This window comes from Cohnella rhizosphaerae, from assembly GCF_029525575.1.
Classification (GTDB): domain Bacteria; phylum Bacillota; class Bacilli; order Paenibacillales; family Paenibacillaceae; genus Cohnella; species Cohnella rhizosphaerae.
In genome coordinates, this window is sequence record NZ_JAPDIA010000003.1 from 2,497,812 (window position 1) to 2,513,609 (window position 15,798).

The 15,798-nt window shown below is 62.0% G+C and carries 14 protein-coding genes and 3 pseudogenes; 11 read left to right on the top strand and 6 right to left on the bottom strand.

From position 1 onward, the window contains the following. The first annotated feature begins 124 nt into the window (after positions 1-124). The 4 genes and pseudogenes from OMP40_RS16690 (at position 125) to OMP40_RS16705 (ending at position 3,328) form a co-directional block, all read left to right on the top strand. Positions 125-472, top strand: a complete 348-nt coding sequence (locus OMP40_RS16690; protein ID WP_277532873.1) for a Dabb family protein — start codon at positions 125-127, stop codon at positions 470-472. Then, positions 462-1,223, top strand: coding sequence for an SDR family NAD(P)-dependent oxidoreductase (locus tag OMP40_RS16695; RefSeq protein WP_277532874.1), 762 nt, complete (start codon positions 462-464; stop codon positions 1,221-1,223). Before OMP40_RS16690 ends, OMP40_RS16695 begins: the two co-directional genes overlap by 11 nt. A gap of 240 nt (positions 1,224-1,463) precedes the next feature. Next, positions 1,464-2,100, top strand: a pseudogene (locus tag OMP40_RS16700) (TVP38/TMEM64 family protein). 562 nt (positions 2,101-2,662) lie between these two features. After that, a complete protein-coding gene (locus OMP40_RS16705) occupies positions 2,663-3,328 on the top strand; it encodes a hypothetical protein (protein WP_277532876.1) in 666 nt (221 codons plus the stop codon). A 53-nt stretch (positions 3,329-3,381) separates the two neighbouring features. Here OMP40_RS16705 and nagA read toward each other — a convergent pair whose 3' ends face one another. The 3 genes and pseudogenes from nagA to OMP40_RS16720 form a co-directional block, all read right to left on the bottom strand. Beyond that, positions 3,382-4,593 (bottom strand): N-acetylglucosamine-6-phosphate deacetylase, encoded by a 1,212-nt coding sequence (gene nagA, locus OMP40_RS16710; protein WP_277532879.1) that lies wholly within the window; start codon positions 4,591-4,593, stop codon positions 3,382-3,384. After that, entirely contained in the window at positions 4,590-5,318 is a 729-nt protein-coding gene (gene nagB, locus OMP40_RS16715) for a glucosamine-6-phosphate deaminase (RefSeq protein ID WP_277532881.1), read from the bottom strand. Before nagB ends, nagA begins: the two co-directional genes overlap by 4 nt. Next, positions 5,315-6,179: pseudogene (locus OMP40_RS16720) on the bottom strand (MurR/RpiR family transcriptional regulator). The gene nagB and the pseudogene OMP40_RS16720 overlap by 4 nt, the downstream one beginning before the upstream one ends. A gap of 235 nt (positions 6,180-6,414) precedes the next feature. On the opposite strand from OMP40_RS16720, the gene OMP40_RS16725 reads away from it, so the two are divergent. Continuing rightward, positions 6,415-7,251 (top strand): methyltransferase domain-containing protein, encoded by an 837-nt coding sequence (locus tag OMP40_RS16725; protein ID WP_277532883.1) that lies wholly within the window; start codon positions 6,415-6,417, stop codon positions 7,249-7,251. Between the two features lie 68 nt (positions 7,252-7,319). Here OMP40_RS16725 and OMP40_RS16730 read toward each other — a convergent pair whose 3' ends face one another. Next, positions 7,320-8,273, bottom strand: a complete 954-nt coding sequence (locus OMP40_RS16730; RefSeq protein WP_277532885.1) for a D-2-hydroxyacid dehydrogenase — start codon at positions 8,271-8,273, stop codon at positions 7,320-7,322. Positions 8,274-8,389: 116 nt separating this feature from the next. Further along, positions 8,390-8,953 carry a hypothetical protein gene (locus OMP40_RS16735; protein ID WP_277532887.1) on the bottom strand — a complete coding sequence of 188 codons (564 nt, stop codon included), beginning with the start codon at positions 8,951-8,953 and terminating at the stop codon, positions 8,390-8,392. Positions 8,954-9,684: 731 nt separating this feature from the next. On the opposite strand from OMP40_RS16735, the gene OMP40_RS41850 reads away from it, so the two are divergent. The 4 genes and pseudogenes from OMP40_RS41850 to OMP40_RS16745 all read left to right on the top strand — a co-directional run bounded on the left by OMP40_RS41850 (position 9,685) and on the right by OMP40_RS16745 (position 12,488). Continuing rightward, positions 9,685-10,632: a helicase-related protein gene (locus tag OMP40_RS41850; protein ID WP_420871986.1), complete on the top strand. Its 948-nt coding sequence runs from the start codon at positions 9,685-9,687 to the stop codon at positions 10,630-10,632. Positions 10,633-10,857: 225 nt separating this feature from the next. Continuing rightward, a pseudogene (locus OMP40_RS41855) lies at positions 10,858-11,046 on the top strand (hypothetical protein); the annotation flags it as partial. A gap of 305 nt (positions 11,047-11,351) precedes the next feature. Next, positions 11,352-11,723, top strand: coding sequence for an ATP-dependent helicase C-terminal domain-containing protein (locus OMP40_RS41860; RefSeq protein ID WP_420871944.1), 372 nt, complete (start codon positions 11,352-11,354; stop codon positions 11,721-11,723). A gap of 93 nt (positions 11,724-11,816) precedes the next feature. Next, positions 11,817-12,488: a tetratricopeptide repeat protein gene (locus tag OMP40_RS16745; protein WP_277532889.1), complete on the top strand. Its 672-nt coding sequence runs from the start codon at positions 11,817-11,819 to the stop codon at positions 12,486-12,488. Between the two features lie 85 nt (positions 12,489-12,573). On the opposite strand, the gene OMP40_RS16750 is transcribed toward OMP40_RS16745, so the two are convergent. Beyond that, complete coding sequence (locus OMP40_RS16750) at positions 12,574-12,888, bottom strand: hypothetical protein (RefSeq protein WP_277532891.1); 315 nt, start codon at positions 12,886-12,888, stop codon at positions 12,574-12,576. 424 nt (positions 12,889-13,312) lie between these two features. On the opposite strand from OMP40_RS16750, the gene OMP40_RS16755 reads away from it, so the two are divergent. Both OMP40_RS16755 and OMP40_RS16760 read left to right on the top strand, forming a co-directional pair. After that, positions 13,313-14,515, top strand: coding sequence for an RluA family pseudouridine synthase (locus OMP40_RS16755; protein WP_277532893.1), 1,203 nt, complete (start codon positions 13,313-13,315; stop codon positions 14,513-14,515). Between the two features lie 134 nt (positions 14,516-14,649). Further along, entirely contained in the window at positions 14,650-15,330 is a 681-nt protein-coding gene (locus tag OMP40_RS16760) for a helix-turn-helix domain-containing protein (protein ID WP_277532895.1), read from the top strand. The last annotated feature ends 468 nt before the right edge of the window (positions 15,331-15,798 follow it).

Sequence of the window (15,798 nt, forward strand, 5' to 3'; positions counted from 1 at the left end):
GATTTGAAGACCGGATCGGTTGCGGATTTCGAATGACTGGCGAGATGTTTCGATAAATTCAATTTTTGTTATAATAAAGGTTGTTGTATATTGCTAAAGGCGAATAACGAAAAGGGGGATATCGGTGACCAAGCCAAATGATTCGGCGATCCGTCATCAGGTCATTTTCGATCTGAAGCATGAGAAGGGGTCTGCGGAGGCGGATCGATTCCTGAAGGACGGTTGGCGTATACTTACCTCCATTCCGGCCGTGCGAAACTTCGAGGTATTGAAGCAGGTCAGTCCTAAAAACGATTATACATACGGCTTCTCGATGACGTTCGCGTCGCAGGCCGATTACGACAGCTATAATGCGCATCCCGCTCATGTTGCGTTCGTCGCCGAGCGGTGGGAGACCGAAGTCGCGCGTTTCCTGGAGATCGATTTCGTCAGAGATGATCATGTCGAGGAGGGACATGGCCATGCAAATTAATTTGTCGGGCAAAACCGCGCTTATCACCGGCGCATCCGGTCAACTGGGCCGCGTGATGGCGCGGACGCTGGCCGCATGCGGGGCCAACGTCGCCATCCATTATCGGGGCAACGCCGCGAAGGCGGAGGAGCTCAAGGCCGAGCTTGAAGCGACGGGCGTGCGCGCGCTGACCGTGCAGGCGGACGTGACCAAGCTGGACGAAGTGCTGGCCATGAAGGAGACGGTAAAAGCCGGTCTCGGCGCCGTCGACATCGTCGTCGCGAACGCGGTCATCCAGTATCAATGGACAAGCGTGCTGGAGCAGGCGGTCGAAGACTACGTCGGCCAGTTCGAGTCCTGCGTGCTGCAGAGCGTGCATCTGGCCAAAGCGTTCGTGCCGGACATGATCGCGAAGGGCGGCGGCCGGCTGGTCGGCATCAACACCGAGTGCGCGATGCAGAACTTTCCGACGCAATCCGCTTATGTCGCCGGCAAGCGCGGCATGGACGGCGTGTACCGCGTCCTGGCCAAAGAGGTCGGCGAGCATCAGATCACCGTCAACCAGGTCGCGCCGGGCTGGACGATCAGCGAGCGCGACCGCGAAGCCGGCACGGAGCGCAGCGAATCTTACGAGAGCACCGTTCCTTTGAAGCGGCGCGGCACGGACCAGGAGATCGCCAACGTCGTCGCGTTCCTGGCCTCGGACCTCGCGAGCTTCATTACCGGCGCTTACGTGCCGGTGAGCGGCGGCAACGTGATGCCGGCGATCTGAAGTCGGCGAGGCTAGAGACGGCAATGGGAAGACGGCGATGGAAGGGCGGCTGCGGTTAGGGGCGGCAATGGGAAGAAGGCGATGTAAAGGCGGTTGCGGTTAGCGGACGCCGTCGTGCCTTACGCCATCTAGCGCGAGGCGCGGCGGGGGAAGGACATGCCGAAGTCATGGATTTCCGCGGCGATATCGGTTATGCTGTCGTTGACGAAATGACCGATGGACCTGAAGGCGGGACGCGACATGGACTTCCTGAACGAATTGCGACACATAGACGAACGCACGCTGCTGGATTGGCTTGACCAATACCGCGCTTACGGCCCTTTGCCTGGCATCTTGCTCACCTTCATGAAGTCATTCGTTCCGCCGTTGCCCACGATCCTCATCGTTGGCGTGAACGCGGCGGTGTACGGGCTTTGGTGGGGGGTTCCTCTATTCCTGGATCGGCATCGTGCTGGGCTGTCTCGTCACGTTCGCCATCATCCGCAAGATCGCCGACCGTCCTTATTGGCAACGGTGGGCGGAGCGCCCGCGGGTGAGCAAGGGCATGCGCTGGGTGCGCCGCAACGCCTTCAGCTACGTGTTTTTGCTCAGCCTTTTCCCGGTCGGACCCTTCGTCGTCATCAACATCGCCGCGGCGCTTGCCCGCATGCGGTTCCGCTCGTTCCTGGTCGCCATCATGCTCGGCAAGGCGGTCATGGTGTTCGTCATCTCCTTTATCGGGCACGACCCGGCCCAGTTCCTCCGACATCCGGAGCAGGCGCTGTATGCGCTGCTATTCGTCGCCGCTACCTGGTGGATCGGCCGCCGGGTCGAGAGCTATGGGATTAGACGGACGGAGGCGCGAGAGGGCGCAGGGACTGCGGGAAGACCTAGCTGACTGGACAATTCGTAGAGGTCGAATCGTGAAGGCCAAAGTTACGCTGCAGGCTCGCGGGACCGTCCGAAAGGTGCTGCAAGGGCAAAAAGTTACTCTACAGGCCCGCGGGACCGTCCAAAAGGTGCTGTAAAGGCAAAAAGTTACTCTACAGGCTCGCGGGACGCTCCAAAAGGTGCTGTAAAGGCAAAAAGTTACTCTGCAGGCTCGCGGGACGTTCCAAAAGGTGCTGTAAGGGCAAAAAGTTACTCTGCAGGCTCGCGGGACCGTCCAAAAGGTGCTGTAAGGGCAAAAAGTTACTCTACAGGCTCGCGGGACCGTCCAAAAGGTGCTGTAAAGGCAAAAAGTTACGCTGCAGGCTCGCGGGACGCTCCAAAAGGTGCTGTAGGGGCAAAAAAGTTACTCTACAGCGGCAAATTCTCTTTTAAAGCTCGACATCTCCGAGCGGCTCTTATAGAATAAGTTTATAAACGCGTGAAGCACACGCCGTTCGCCTCCTTTGGAGCGGGCGGCGTTTTTGCGTTCCAGGCCAAAAAAAAGACCAACACAATAATGGAGGGCGGTCATGGACAGAAAGCATGCAGTCGATCGTTTTATTGAGATGCAACGGCAGGAAGCGAGAGGCATGCGCCGCGAGATGCTGGAGAGAGACCTTTATGGCACGCGAATCCTGCTGAAGAACGTTGCGCTACCGGTATTTAAGACGCTGGAAGGCTTTGCGCTGGAACATGAATTTTTGTCTCAATCCGGGATTAAGCTTTACGCGGATATCTTTTACAGCTTGCTTCGTTTGGTGCTCGAATGCGAAGGATACGTTCCGCATGTAGAGAAAATGACGAGGGAGCGGCACGATTTTGAACAGAGCAGGCTGCGATCGTTCGCAGCAAGGCGTCTTATTTATGTCCCTTTCAGTCGCGATGAGATCGAGAAGAAGCCCGAAGCGTGTCGCCGCTCATTATATGAAATCATAGGCGAATGGAAAGTGGCGGCTGGCGAGAACAAGCTGGAAAAGCTGGAGGTGAACGAAAGAGAGTTATTACGATTGGCGCTGCATAGCCAAGAAGCGTTCAGCTTTGCTTCGGCGCGCGAATGCTTGGGTCTATGTCCGAGTTCGACGCGCAAAAACTTGCGGTCACTGCAATCGAGAGGTCTGCTGGAGGCTGTTGCGTCGGATAGACAGCGTCATCGTTATTATCGGATTTCAGAGGAAGGGAAGGGGCTCTTTTATTAACAAAGCAAACCCCGACTTCGCTTTAGCGAAAATCGGGGCAACCCAAATTAAATTTATTCTTGCAGTCGGCCGCGTGCCCATACGGCGCGCAGCTCGAGCGCTTCGTTCAGCAGAAGCACGTCCGCGCGCTTGCGCGCTTCGAGCGAGCCGGTGACGCCGTCCAGCCCGAGCTGACGGGCGGGATTGCCGCTGGCCATGGCGCTGGCGGCCGGAATGTCGATGCCGACCTCCCGCACCATATGGCGGAAGGCGCCGATCATCGTGAGCGTGCTGCCCGCGAGGTTGCCGCCATCCTTCAGGCGGGCGACGCCGCACGTCAGGACGACGGGCAGGCCGCCGAGCTCGTAGCCCTCGCCGTCCGGCATGCCTGCCGCGGCCATCGCGTCGGTGACGAGGATGACCTTCCCGTTGCCCTTGGAACGGGAGAGCACCTTGATCGCGGCGTGGTGGACGTGATGACCGTCCGCGATGACCTCGGCGCTGATCCGGTCATCCGTTAGCACCGCGCCGACGGTGCCCGGATTGCGGTGGTGAAGCGGCGTCATCGCGTTAAACGTATGAACCGCGTGCCGCAGGCCGCGGTCCGCGGCGGCGACGATCTGCTCGTAAGTCGCGTCGGTATGTCCGGCCGCAGGCACGATGCCGTGCGAGGCCAGCCGTTCGATATAGTCGAGCGCGCCGGGGAGCTCGGGCGCCAGCGTCTGAAGCTTAAGGACGCCGGGATAACGCGCGGCCCATTCGTCCAGCCAATCGAGCTGCGGGGGGCCGATATAGTCCGGATTTTGCGCGCCTTTCCACTTGAGGCTGACGAACGGGCCTTCGAGATGCACGCCGAGCACCTGCGCGAACGGCATATCGCCCGCCATGTACCGGCTCGCCCGGTCGATCATGGCCGTCAGCTCCTCGCGCGAGGCGGTGAGCGAGGTCGCCAGCATGCCGGTTGTGCCGTGCTTTGCATGGAACCGCGCGATCGCCTCGATACCGGCCAGCGACTCGTCGGCATCCATGAAGTCATGCCCGGCGCCGCCGTGCACATGAACGTCGACGAAGCCGGGGAGCGCCCAGCCCCCGTCGCCGTCGATTCGCTCGGCGCTTGCCGCTGCGGACGGCAGCGGATCCGATGGCCCGCCGATGGCCGCGATCTCCGCGTTCCGCAGCCAGATCCAGCCGCCGTCCAGGACGCCGCCGGGCGTGACGATGCGGGCATTCGCGATCAGCGTCCCGCCGGACCAGGCGTTGCCGGCCTGTCTTGCGGGGCCGCTCATGACAGATGCCTCGCGGCGGCGCGGTCGAGCAGCACCGTCAGACGCGGGTGCGTCTGCAGCAGCGAAGCCGGCACGTCCGTCGTGATCGGGCCGGTCAGCGCCCGCTTGGCGATCTCCGCCTTGTCCGCGCCGCGAACGACGAGCAGAATGGTCTTCGCCTTGAGGATGCTGCCGATGCCCATCGTGATCGCCTGCTTCGGTACGTCGTCGATGGCGTCGAAGTACCGCGCGTTCGCCTTGCGCGTCTCCTCCGCCAGCGTCACGACGTGCGTGCCGCGCACGAGATCGGTGTCCGGCTCGTTGAAGCCGATATGGCCGTTATGACCGATTCCGAGCAGTTGAAGGTCGATCTGCCCCGAGCGCTCGATCATCTCGTCGTAGGCGGCGCATTCCGCATCCGGATCGGTCGCGTTGCCGTTGGGCAAATGCGCGCTGTCAGCCGGCAGATCGATATGGTCGAACAGGTGCCGACGCATATAGGTATGGTAGCTCTCGGGATGATCCTCCGGCAGGCCGACATATTCGTCAAGATTGTAGCTGGTCGCGTTGCGGAAGCTCACGAGTCCTTGCTTGTACATCCGGACGACTTGCTCATAAATGCCTACCGGCGTACCGCCGGTGGCGAGGCCCAGCACGGCCCGCGGATTCGTCTGCACCAGGCTTACGATGATGTTCGCGCCTGCTTCGTTCAGCTTTTCGTTGTCGTCAAATACCAGCACATTCATGACGGATTTCTCTCCCTTTTACCTGTATATTGGCGCACGGTCTGGAACGATCGCTCCAGCCTCGGCACATACTCGTCAAAATGCTCGCTCACGAGACCCGTGAAGAGCACGTCTACCACATGAAGCTGCGCGATCCGGGAAGCCATGTCGCCGCGCCGCATGCCCGCTTCGGATGAAGAGGTGAAAAGGCGAATCGAAGCGTGCGAGGACAGCGTTGATTGCCCGAAGCGTGTGATGGAGATGGTGGTGGCGCCCCGCTCCGCGGCATAGCGCAGCGCGTCGATGATCTCGAGCGTTTCGCCCGAGTACGAGATGCCGACGGCGACGTCGCGCTCGGTCAGCGAGGCTGCGGAGGTCAGCTGCATATGATGATCGGAAAAGACCGCAGCTGCCTTGCCGATCCGGATCAGCTTGTGGAAAAAGTCTTCCGCGACGAGTCCCGATGTCGCAACGCCGTACAAATCGATCCGTCCGGCGCCGTGAAGCGCCGAGATCGCCGCGCGCAGCTTGCTGCAGGTCGAGCAGGTTGGTCGTGTCGTTCAGCGACCGGACATGGTTTGCCGTAATGGCCGACACGATGTCCGCCAACGGATTGCCGGCGACGATATCCTGGTACTGTCCGGCAGCGGGCAGGCTCGCGAGTTCGGCAGCCAGCTTCATCCTGAAGTCCGCGAAGCTCTGGAACTGCATCGTGCGACAGAAGCGGGACACGGTGGCCGAGCTGGCGCCGGTCCATTCGGCGAGCTTGGAGATCGTCAGGCCGACCGCTTCCTGCGGCTGTCCGAGTATTTTCTCCGCCAGCTCTCGTTCCTTCGGATGCAGCGTGTCCAGCCGATCCTCGATCGCTTGCAAAATCCCCATGCGATCCTGCCTCCCTGTTCATGAGGAAAATATATTACTTGATATACCTATTATATTTGAAAATAATTTTCTTGTCTATTTATAGTACGGGTCTATAAGTTCGATTCATTTTATGTATTTCTATCAATAGACTGTTTTTGATAAGCTGTCGTTGCATCGCTGCAATCAAAGCGACGTACGAAGGGCGGCATCTTCATGGATAAGAAAAAAAACGGAAATCGGCCGCAAAACCGAATTGAACGGCAAATTGAAAAATACATTGAACGCGCGCACGCTCGCGGATTCCTTCCCGCGTCTCGCGCAACGATTACGCCCGGGCCTTCGAGTGCTGGACGTCGGCTGCGGAACGGGCGCCATCACAAGGGGCATCGCGGATGCCGTCGGTCCGCAGGGTTGGGTCGTCGGCGTCGACAGCAACGCTGCGCTGATCGCGGAGGCACGGGCGAGACACGAAGGCACGCTTGGTTTAAGCTTTGACGTGGCGGACGTTTATAGCCTGGCGACGGATCGCCGGTTCGACATCGTAGCGGCGTCACGGCTGCTCGTCTGGCTGTCGGACCCGGGACTTGCGATGGCGAGTTTGGCAGGCGCGGCGCGGCCGGGCGGCACCGTGCTGGTTGCAGACTACAACCATGACAGGATCGAATGGCGTCCGGAGCCGCCGGACAGCATGAAGAAGTTTTACGCGGCTTATTTGAAATGGCGCGCGGACAAGGGCCTGGACAACGCGGTGGCGGAGCGGCTGTCCGCTTTGATGGAAGCAGTCGGCTTGCGGTACGTCCGCGTTTTCCCGCAGCATGAGGAGATGCACCGAAGGCAGGCGGACTTTGAGGCAAGAGCTTCCATTTGGGCGGATACGGCGGCCAGCAGGGGGGCCCCAGATGGCAAGGGACGGGTATGGCACCCCGGAAGCGTGGGCACTGGCGGAATCCGAGTACAGACGATGGACGGCCGAGGAAGCGATCTCGATCAATATGTATATGCTGGCGGCGGAAGGCGTCAAACCCGAATAAATGCCGCCGAGCAGGTGAAGCGCCTCAGGCGCGCACTTTCTGAGTGTTTCGGGCTTTAACGGTAATCAGAAAACGCCCGCCCTCCGCCTATCGCGGAGAGACGTGCGTTTTTGCGATCGAAGAGGCGTCAGTAGCGTTTCTCGTAATCCACGATATTTTTCGCAGGCGTTCCGGTCCTTAGATAGGCTTGCAGATTTTCCACGAATAAATCCGTCATGCGCGCTTTGTAGCGTTCGGTCGCGCCGCCGATATGCGGCGTGAGGATGACATTGTCCATCGCCCATAGCGGATGGTCCGCGGGCAGCGGCTCCGGTTCGCAGACGTCCAGTCCGGCGCCGGCGATCGCCCCGCCGCGCAGCGCCTCGGTCAAGGCTTCCGTATCGACTGCCGAGCCTCGGCCGATATTGATGAAAAGGGCGGACGGCTTCATCGAGGCGAATCGCCCCGCATCGAATAGACGAACGGTCTCGGCGGTATGCGGCAGCACGTTCACGACGACGTCGCTCTGGGCCAGCACGTCGTCCAGCCGCTCCGGCGTATGCATGACGTCTACGTGCGAGGCGGGCTGCCCGCTGCGCCTTACGCCCAATGTACGCATGCCGAACGCCTGCGCGATGCGCGCGACCTCGGTGCCGATCTCGCCCGCGCCGATGACCGCAAGCGTAAGCCCGCGGAGCTCGCCGTAGCCTTCCGAGCGCGCCCATTTGCGCTCCGTCTGATGGCGGACGGCATGATGCAGCTTGCGGGTGAAGGCGAGCAACATCGCGAATACCGTCTCCGTCATCGGCACCGGATGTACGCCGCTCGCGGTCGTCAGCACGACGCCGCGCGTCTCGAGCTCGCTAAGGGGCAGATTGTCGACGCCTGCGGAGCCTGTTTGAATCCATTTCAGCTGGCCGGGGAACTCGGCTTTCTTTTCCCAAGCGGCCTTCCACCACCCGCACAGCACCTCAGCTTCCGCGAGCAGTCCGGGGTCGAGCTCGGCCGGTTTGCCGAATATGACGTTGCAGCCTGGCGCCGCGGCTTGAATTCGCCGCTCCTGCTCGGGATCGAATCCGAACAGGCTGACGATCGTGCGCATATCGATTCCTCCTTCCGATTTCTTCTATTGTACCGCTTATGGCGCTTATTCCCAAAGCAAAACGGACCGAGCCGGCCCTTTGGGCCAACCGGTCCGTTGCGGAGCCGCGCCGTGGCTTAAGAAGCGGGCAACAGCTTCGCGAGCGCTGCGCTGTCTTTTTTGGACAGCTTGACATAGCCGCTGCCTTTTTCCTTCACGAGTTCGTAAGCGTCGGCATCGGCGGTCCAGACATAATAAACGTCCGTCTCCTTGTCGCCAGCTAGCGCCGACAGCTTGTACGAAGGCGAAGTCGACATGGCGACGCTCTCCTTCTTTTCCCATTCCGCGCTTTTCAGCACCGCCTCGACCTTCTTGGCGCTTTGTTCGCTGATTTGCATAAACGGCTTGAACTCGCTGCCCGAAGGCAGGCTGATCAGAAAACCAGGGGCGTCGGCAGCTTCGCCGTCAGGGCTGGATGCCGGGGCGGAGGCGGAGGGGGATGCCGAAGGCGCGGCTTCGGTCTCCTGGGGCGAGCCGGAGGCGGGCGCCGATGCGGAAGCGGATCCCGAGGCTGTCTGCGTGGCTTCGGGCGACGGAGAAGCGGAGGAAGTCGATTCGGCATTTTTATCGTGATTCGTACAGCCGGCGGCGGCTAACGACACGGATAGAAGCAGTGCGGCGGTCGTGATTCGGAGTTTCATGGCGATCTCCCCCTTTCGAGACGTGATACCTTTTAGACGGAACTCGGACAAGGGAAGTTGCGCTTATGGGAAAATGAGGAAAACGGCGACGGTCTGCGGCAAGCCTTGCGCCGGCGAAATGCGGCTCCTGCTGCGGTGGGCGGACATGCTATACTGTTGGTTACACAGACGTGGAAAAGGAGGCGTTCGCATGTCGTTGATGCCGGTGGATCGGACGATCCCGGACATTAAGGCGGCGCTGCGGGACCGCGGAGGCGCCGTACTGGTCGCCGCGCCCGGCGCGGGCAAAACGACGCGGGTGCCGATCGCCTTAATGAAGGAGCCGTGGCTCGCGGGGCGCAAGATCGTCATGCTGGAGCCCCGTCGCATCGCCGCACGGAGCGCGGCCGAGTACATGGCGGCGGGACTTGGCGAGCGGGCGGGGGGAGCGCGTAGGTTACCGCGTCCGGATGGATACGAAGGCGGGGCCGAAGACGGCCGTAGAGGTGGTGACCGAGGGCGTGCTCACGCGGATGCTGCAGCAGGACCCTTCGCTCGCGGATGTAGGACTCGTTATATTCGACGAGTTTCACGAGCGAAATTTGAACGGCGATCTCGGGCTTGCGCTCTGCCTGCAGGCGAAAAGCTTGTTCCGCGACGATCTGCGCTTGCTCGTCATGTCCGCCACGCTCGAGCCTGGACCGGTGGCAGAACTGCTCGGCGGGGCGCCCGTCATCGAGAGCGCGGGCATCATGTATCCGGTCGAGACCGTCTATCTCGATCGCCGGTCCGACGCGCCGGTCGAGCGCTTGGCCGCGGAGACGACGGCGCGTGCGCTTGCGCGGCACGATGGCGACGCGCTCGTCTTTCTGCCGGGCTATGCGGAGATCCGGCGAACGGCCGCGTCTCTGTCGGCGCTGCTTGGCAGCGCGGGCGCGCAAGGAGTGGAGATCGCGGCGCTCCACGGCAGCATGCCGCCGGGAGAGCAGGACCGCGCGCTCGCGCCGGCCGCGAACGGCCGACGCAAGGTCGTGCTCGCGACGCCTGTGGCCGAATCGAGCTTGACGGTCGAGGGCGTGCGAATCGTGGTCGACGGGGGGGCTGATGCGAGCGCCACGCTTTTCGCCGCGAACCGGCATGTCGCGTCTCGAGACGGCTCGCATTCCAGCGTCTTCGGCCGATCAGCGCCGCGGGCGCGCGGGCCGCGTGGCGCCGGGCGTCTGCTACCGGCTGTGGACGGAGGAAGAGCATCGGCAATTGGCGCCGGCCGGGACGCCCGAGATCCGGGAAGCGGATCTCGCGCCGCTGGCACTCGAGCTGGCCGTGTGGGGCGTATCCGATCCGGCGGAGCTGGATTGGCTGGACGCGCCGCCGGCCGCGGCCTACACGCAGGCGCGGGAGCTGCTGGCCGCGCTGGGCGCCATCGGCGCCGACGGCGCCCCGACGCCGCACGGCTCGGCCATGGCCCGCTTCGGCGCGCACCCGCGGCTCGCGCATATGATGCTGCGGGCGCAGCCGCTCGGCCTCGCGGCCGATGCCTGCCGGGTCGCCGCGCTGCTAGGCGACCGCGATCCGATGCAGGGCGGCGACGCGGACCTGTCGCTGAGACTTGCCGCGCTGGCGGCGAACGACGGCCGCATCGAGGCGGGCCGAAGGGATCGCCTGCTGGCGGAGGCGCGCCAGTTCGAAGCGCAGCTTAAGACCGCAGGCGGCGGCGATTCTTCGCGCGCGGTTTCATCTGCGGGCACGGTTGCGACGGCCGGCGTTGTTCAAGGAAGCGGTCCGGCCGCGGGTGCGATGCGCCGGTCTGCGCAGCAGACCGCCTACGATTGCGGCCTGCTGCTTGCGTTCGCCTACCCCGATCGGATCGGCAAGCTCCGCGGGGGGAGGCAGGTTCACGCTGTCGGGGGGGAAGGGGCGCTTACGTGCCCGAAGGACAGCCGCTCGCCGGCGAGCCCTGGATCGTCGCGGCGGAGCTCGACGACCAGGGGACCGAAGGGCGTATTCGTCTGGCCGCGCCGCTGCGGGCAGACGATCTCGAACGGCATTTCGGCGATCGCATCGCCGAGCGCCGGACGATCGCCTGGGACACGGGGGCAGGCGCCGTTCGGGCGCGGCGGACGATCTATCTCGGCGCGTTGACGCTGCGCGAAGGGCCGCTCCCCGACCCGGATCCGGGCAGCCGTGACCGAGGCGCTGCTGGACGGGATTCGTCTCGAAGGACTCGACCTGCTGCCGTGGTCCAAGACGTCTCGCCAATGGCTGGAGCGCGCGCGATTCGTAGGGCTTCACGATCCCGAAGGCTGGCCGGACCTGTCCGACGCCGCGCTGCTGGAGGGGCTCGATGCTTGGCTCGGACCATTCGTCCAGGGCATGCGGACGCGAGGAGACCTGCAGCGGCTGAACCTGGGGGGATGCTTTGTCCGCACTGCTGTCCTGGGAACAGCGGCGAAGGCTGGAGGACGAAGCGCCGACGCATGTCGCCGTTCCGAGCGGTTCCCGCTTGCCTGTCGATTACGGCGATCCCGCAGCGCCCGCGTTGCACGCGAGGCTGCAGGAGCTGTTCGGATGGCCCGCCTCTCCGCGGATCGCGGGAGGACGGGTTTCCCTCACGCTGCATCTGCTGTCGCCTGCTCAGCGTCCGGTTCAGGTCACGCGCGATTTGGCCAACTTCTGGCGGGAGACTTATTTTGAGGTTCGCAAAGATTTGAAAGGGCGCTATCCGAAGCATTACTGGCCCGACGATCCGATGCAGGCGCAAGCGACGAGCCGGGTTCGCCCTAGAGTATAGACTACCTTTATTTTCCTGGTATGTGGTATGATCGGGGCAGGCGCGCACGCGCCGGCTTGTCGTTTGATGCGATGGCGATCGGGAGGTTGCGCGATGAAAATCTTTTTTTATTTTCGTTTTGCTCTCATGGCTGCTCGGCAATCCGTTTTTGGCCCTTATCGTACTGCTCGTCATTTTTTTATGCGCTCGACCGGCGTTTTTTTAGGCATTACGCCGAGTCTGCTCAAGCCGTTCAAACGGCGCAGCCGCGCAAACAAGCTGAAGCGCCAGCTGCTGCTCAACCCGCACGACACGCCCGCCAAGTCGGAGCTCGCGCATGAACTGATCGGAATGCGCAAGTTCGAAGAGGCGCGGAGCTTGCTGGCGGGCATGGAGGACCGGATGGCGCAATCGGCCGAGTATTGGAGCGATTTGGGGCAGTGCGAGCTAGCTTTGGGGCAATTGGAGAGCGGAGAAAAACATATGCGCGAGGCGCTGGAGATCAATCCGCGCGTTAAGTTCGGACTGCCTTACTTGCTGCTCGGCGATGCCTGGGCAGGCAAGGACGACGAGAAGGCCGCCGCTTATTTGCGGGCGTTTCAGGATATCCACGCTTCCTCGTGCGAGGCTTATTATTTGCTCGGGAAAATCTACGAAAGGCTCGGAGACCGGGCTGCAGCGAAGCAGGCTTACCGGGATTGTACGGGCGTCTATCGCACGCTTCCCCGCTATATGAAGCGGCGGGAGCGAAGATGGGCATTTCTATCGTCCGTTCGCGGCCGCTAGCGCTTGCCGTCCGAATCGTCGCCCGGAAGGCGTTTAAAAATGCAGCGGGGCCATCGCCGACGGTCCCGCTGCAGTCCGCTATTCATCAATCTGCCAGCGCATCTTCTTCTTCAGCCGCGTCGTCCTCCGCCAGCGCTTCGGCATCTTCCTCCGCCACGGCGTCGGCCGCGTCCGCTTCGGCCTCCTCCATTTCGATCGATGCGGCAGGCGCATCTGCTTGGACGGCCCAGTCGTCAGTCAATACGGCGTCTTCGACGGCGGGCGCCGCTTCGACCTCTGCTTCGTCCGAGTCTTCAGCGGACGCGACGGTCTCGGTATCCTCCGCGGAAGCCTCCTCGCCAAGCTCTTCCGTATGCGCTTCCAATACCTCTTGGTCCAGCTGCTCGTCGTTCGTGCTCATAGCGCTCTGCCTCCTTGGCGATGTTCGGGGCATGTCCCCGAATTCAAAATAACACGAAGGTCCCGGACTGGATACGGGTGTAAATTGACGCTATTTGTCCGGAAGCATCGAAACCGCGGTCTGTAATCAAATTGTAATCCGATCCGACCGGAACCGACAAAACCTCCCTCGCGCGGCATTCGATCGGAATCGACGGACGGGGCGCGAACGAGGACGGTCGCTGACGAAATTGACATCCATAAGCCGTTCACTTATATTGTGCGAAGAAGAACCTATGAGAGTACGGAGTTGAAGCGCATGAGCGGGGCCGGACGCAATCGGCAGGGCAAGCCGAAGCAGCATAAGGGACAGCAGCAGGGAAGCCGGGGAACGGCGCAGGGCTCGCGCTACGGCGGCGACGTTAATCGGCAGCGGAGCCGGGGCGATGCGGATGCGGGAAGCGCCGGCGGACGGCGAGGCCGATCGGAGCAAAGCCGGAGCGGAACGGGCAGAAACGGGAGCGACCGTCCGAACGCGGCTCGCGGCGGCCAAGGCGGCGGCAGTGGCGGGCGTGCGCAGTCGAGACCGGATGCAGCCCGAGGCTTTGCCGGTGCGGGACGCGGAAGCGGCGGCGGGGGGGATTCGAAGCCGTGCGAAAGGAAGTGCGATTACCGAAGGCTACGGCGCAAGCGGCAAAAGCGGCAGAGGCGGCGTTCGGCCCGATCCGCGTTCGGCCGCGCTTGCCGGCATGGACGATGCCATGCTCAAGCAGGGGAGACGCAAGGCGGAATGGATGGAGCTTCGCCTGCCGGGCGAGCTGGCGGCGGCGCCGCTGCAGCAGATCATGAAGCATACGCCGCTCGCGCCGAAGCTGGTCTCGAAGCTTGCGCAGACCAAAGGCATCGTGCAGCAGGGCGCTACGCTCCGGCTTGCGCTGTTTCCGCGCGAGGCTCGCGATTTTCCGCCGGATTGGATGGAGCTGAACGTGCTGTACGAGGACGACTTCACGCTCGTCGTGAACAAGCCGTCCGGCTACGAGGTCCATCCGAGCGAACGCGGTCAACGGGGGACGCTGGCGCACGGCGTCGCCGCGTACTACGAGATGACGGGGCAGGACGTGCGCATCAGGCATATCCACCGCATCGACAAGGAGACGACGGGACCCGTTTTGTACGCCAAGAACGAATTCGCCCACTATCAGTACGACAAAGCGATGCGGGAAAAAGGGATCGAACGCATCTATCTCGCGCTGGCGGAGGGAGAACTGGCGCAGGATCGCGGCACGATCGACCTGCCGATCGGACAGGACCGTCACCACTCGACGCGCCGCCGCGTGAGCGAGACAGGGGATCCTGCCGTCACGCATTACGAGGTCGTCGAGCGATTTCAAGGCTATACGCTCGTCCGCCTGCGTCTCGAAACGGGGCGTACCCATCAAATCCGCGTGCACCTCGCAGCGATCGGGCATCCGCTGGCGGGCGACGGCCTTTACGGCGGCAAGCGTACGGTAATCTCCCGGCAAGCACTGCACGGCGAACGTCTCGTCTGGCCGCACCCATGGACGGGCGAGCGGCTGTCGGTCAGGGCGCCCCTGCCGGCGGACTTCGAGGCGGCGTTGGGCAAGCTGCGCGCGCAGGAAATGGAATAATACGCTTGCATCTTTTCATCGCAAAAGGTATGTTATAAGCAATGACATCATTGCAAGGTCCTGAAGCACAGGCCGTTCACCGGAGCACATCCGGCGGGCGGCCTGTTTTTATTTCTCTGAGGGAGGACATGCAGATGAACATGAATTCCAATCCGGCATTCGAGCGCGCATACGACGAGATGATGGAGAGGGCGATTAAGGCGAGCAGCGGCGAACGGAAACGAAGGCTGCTGCTGGACAGATTCAACGAGAAGCTGCTCGCTCAAAACGTTTGGTGGGAGGTAAGAGGGGATCTGAAGGGCCTGATTCCCGAGATGGAAATCAAAGATTTGAAGGACGGAACGCGTTTTAGCGACTACGGATTTCTCTATCCGATCCCGCGTCCCAATGGTTTGCTGATGGAGGCGGATGCCTTCGGCACGCACTTGCGCGACGTGAGCCGGTGGAAGTATGCCGACGACCTGGAAAGGCAGAACCATTTGCTCATCGACGGTTGGCGACTGCTCCGCTTTTCGCGGGACGACATGATCGAGAAGCCAAGACGCTGCCAGCAGACGCTGCTTGCCGCGCTCTCGGCATGGGGCTTTATCGCTCCCAGGGACCGGCCGAAGCTGAACGTGTACGAACGGGCGATCCTGCATTACGCGAGGGAGCAAACCTGCAACGTGAAAATCGGTGAATTGGTCGAACAACTGCAAGTAAGTTACCGCTCCATAGGCAGGCACACCCTTGAACTTGAGCAAAAGGGACTTTTGATTTTAGAGCGCTCTGCCGGCGGGAGAATCATGAAGCTTGCACCCGTACGAGACTTCTAACTAACTCCCGAATCAACTACTGTCGAGGAAAAGCACATGGGCGGCAGGCGAGCGTAGGTAGCTAAAGTACTACCGTGGGAAAGCAAGCACATACGGCGGCAGGCGAGTGTAGGTAGCTAAAGTACTGTCGAGGGAAAGCACATCCGACGGCAGGCGAGCGTAGGTAGCAGATGTACTGCCGTGGGAAAGCACATGGGCGGCATGCGAGCGTAGGTAGCAGAAGTACTGTCGATGGAAAGCACATGGGCGGCAGGCGAGCGTAGGTAGCTGAAGTACTGTCGAGAGAAAGCACATCCGACGCAGGCGAGCGTAGGTAGCAGAAGTACTGTCGAGGGAAAGCACATACGGCGGCATGCGAGTGTAGGTAGCTGAAGTACTGTCGGGGGAAAGCACATGGTCGGCAGGCGAGCGTAGGTAGCTGAAGTACTGTCGAGAGAAAGCACATCCGACGCATGCGAGCGTAGGTAG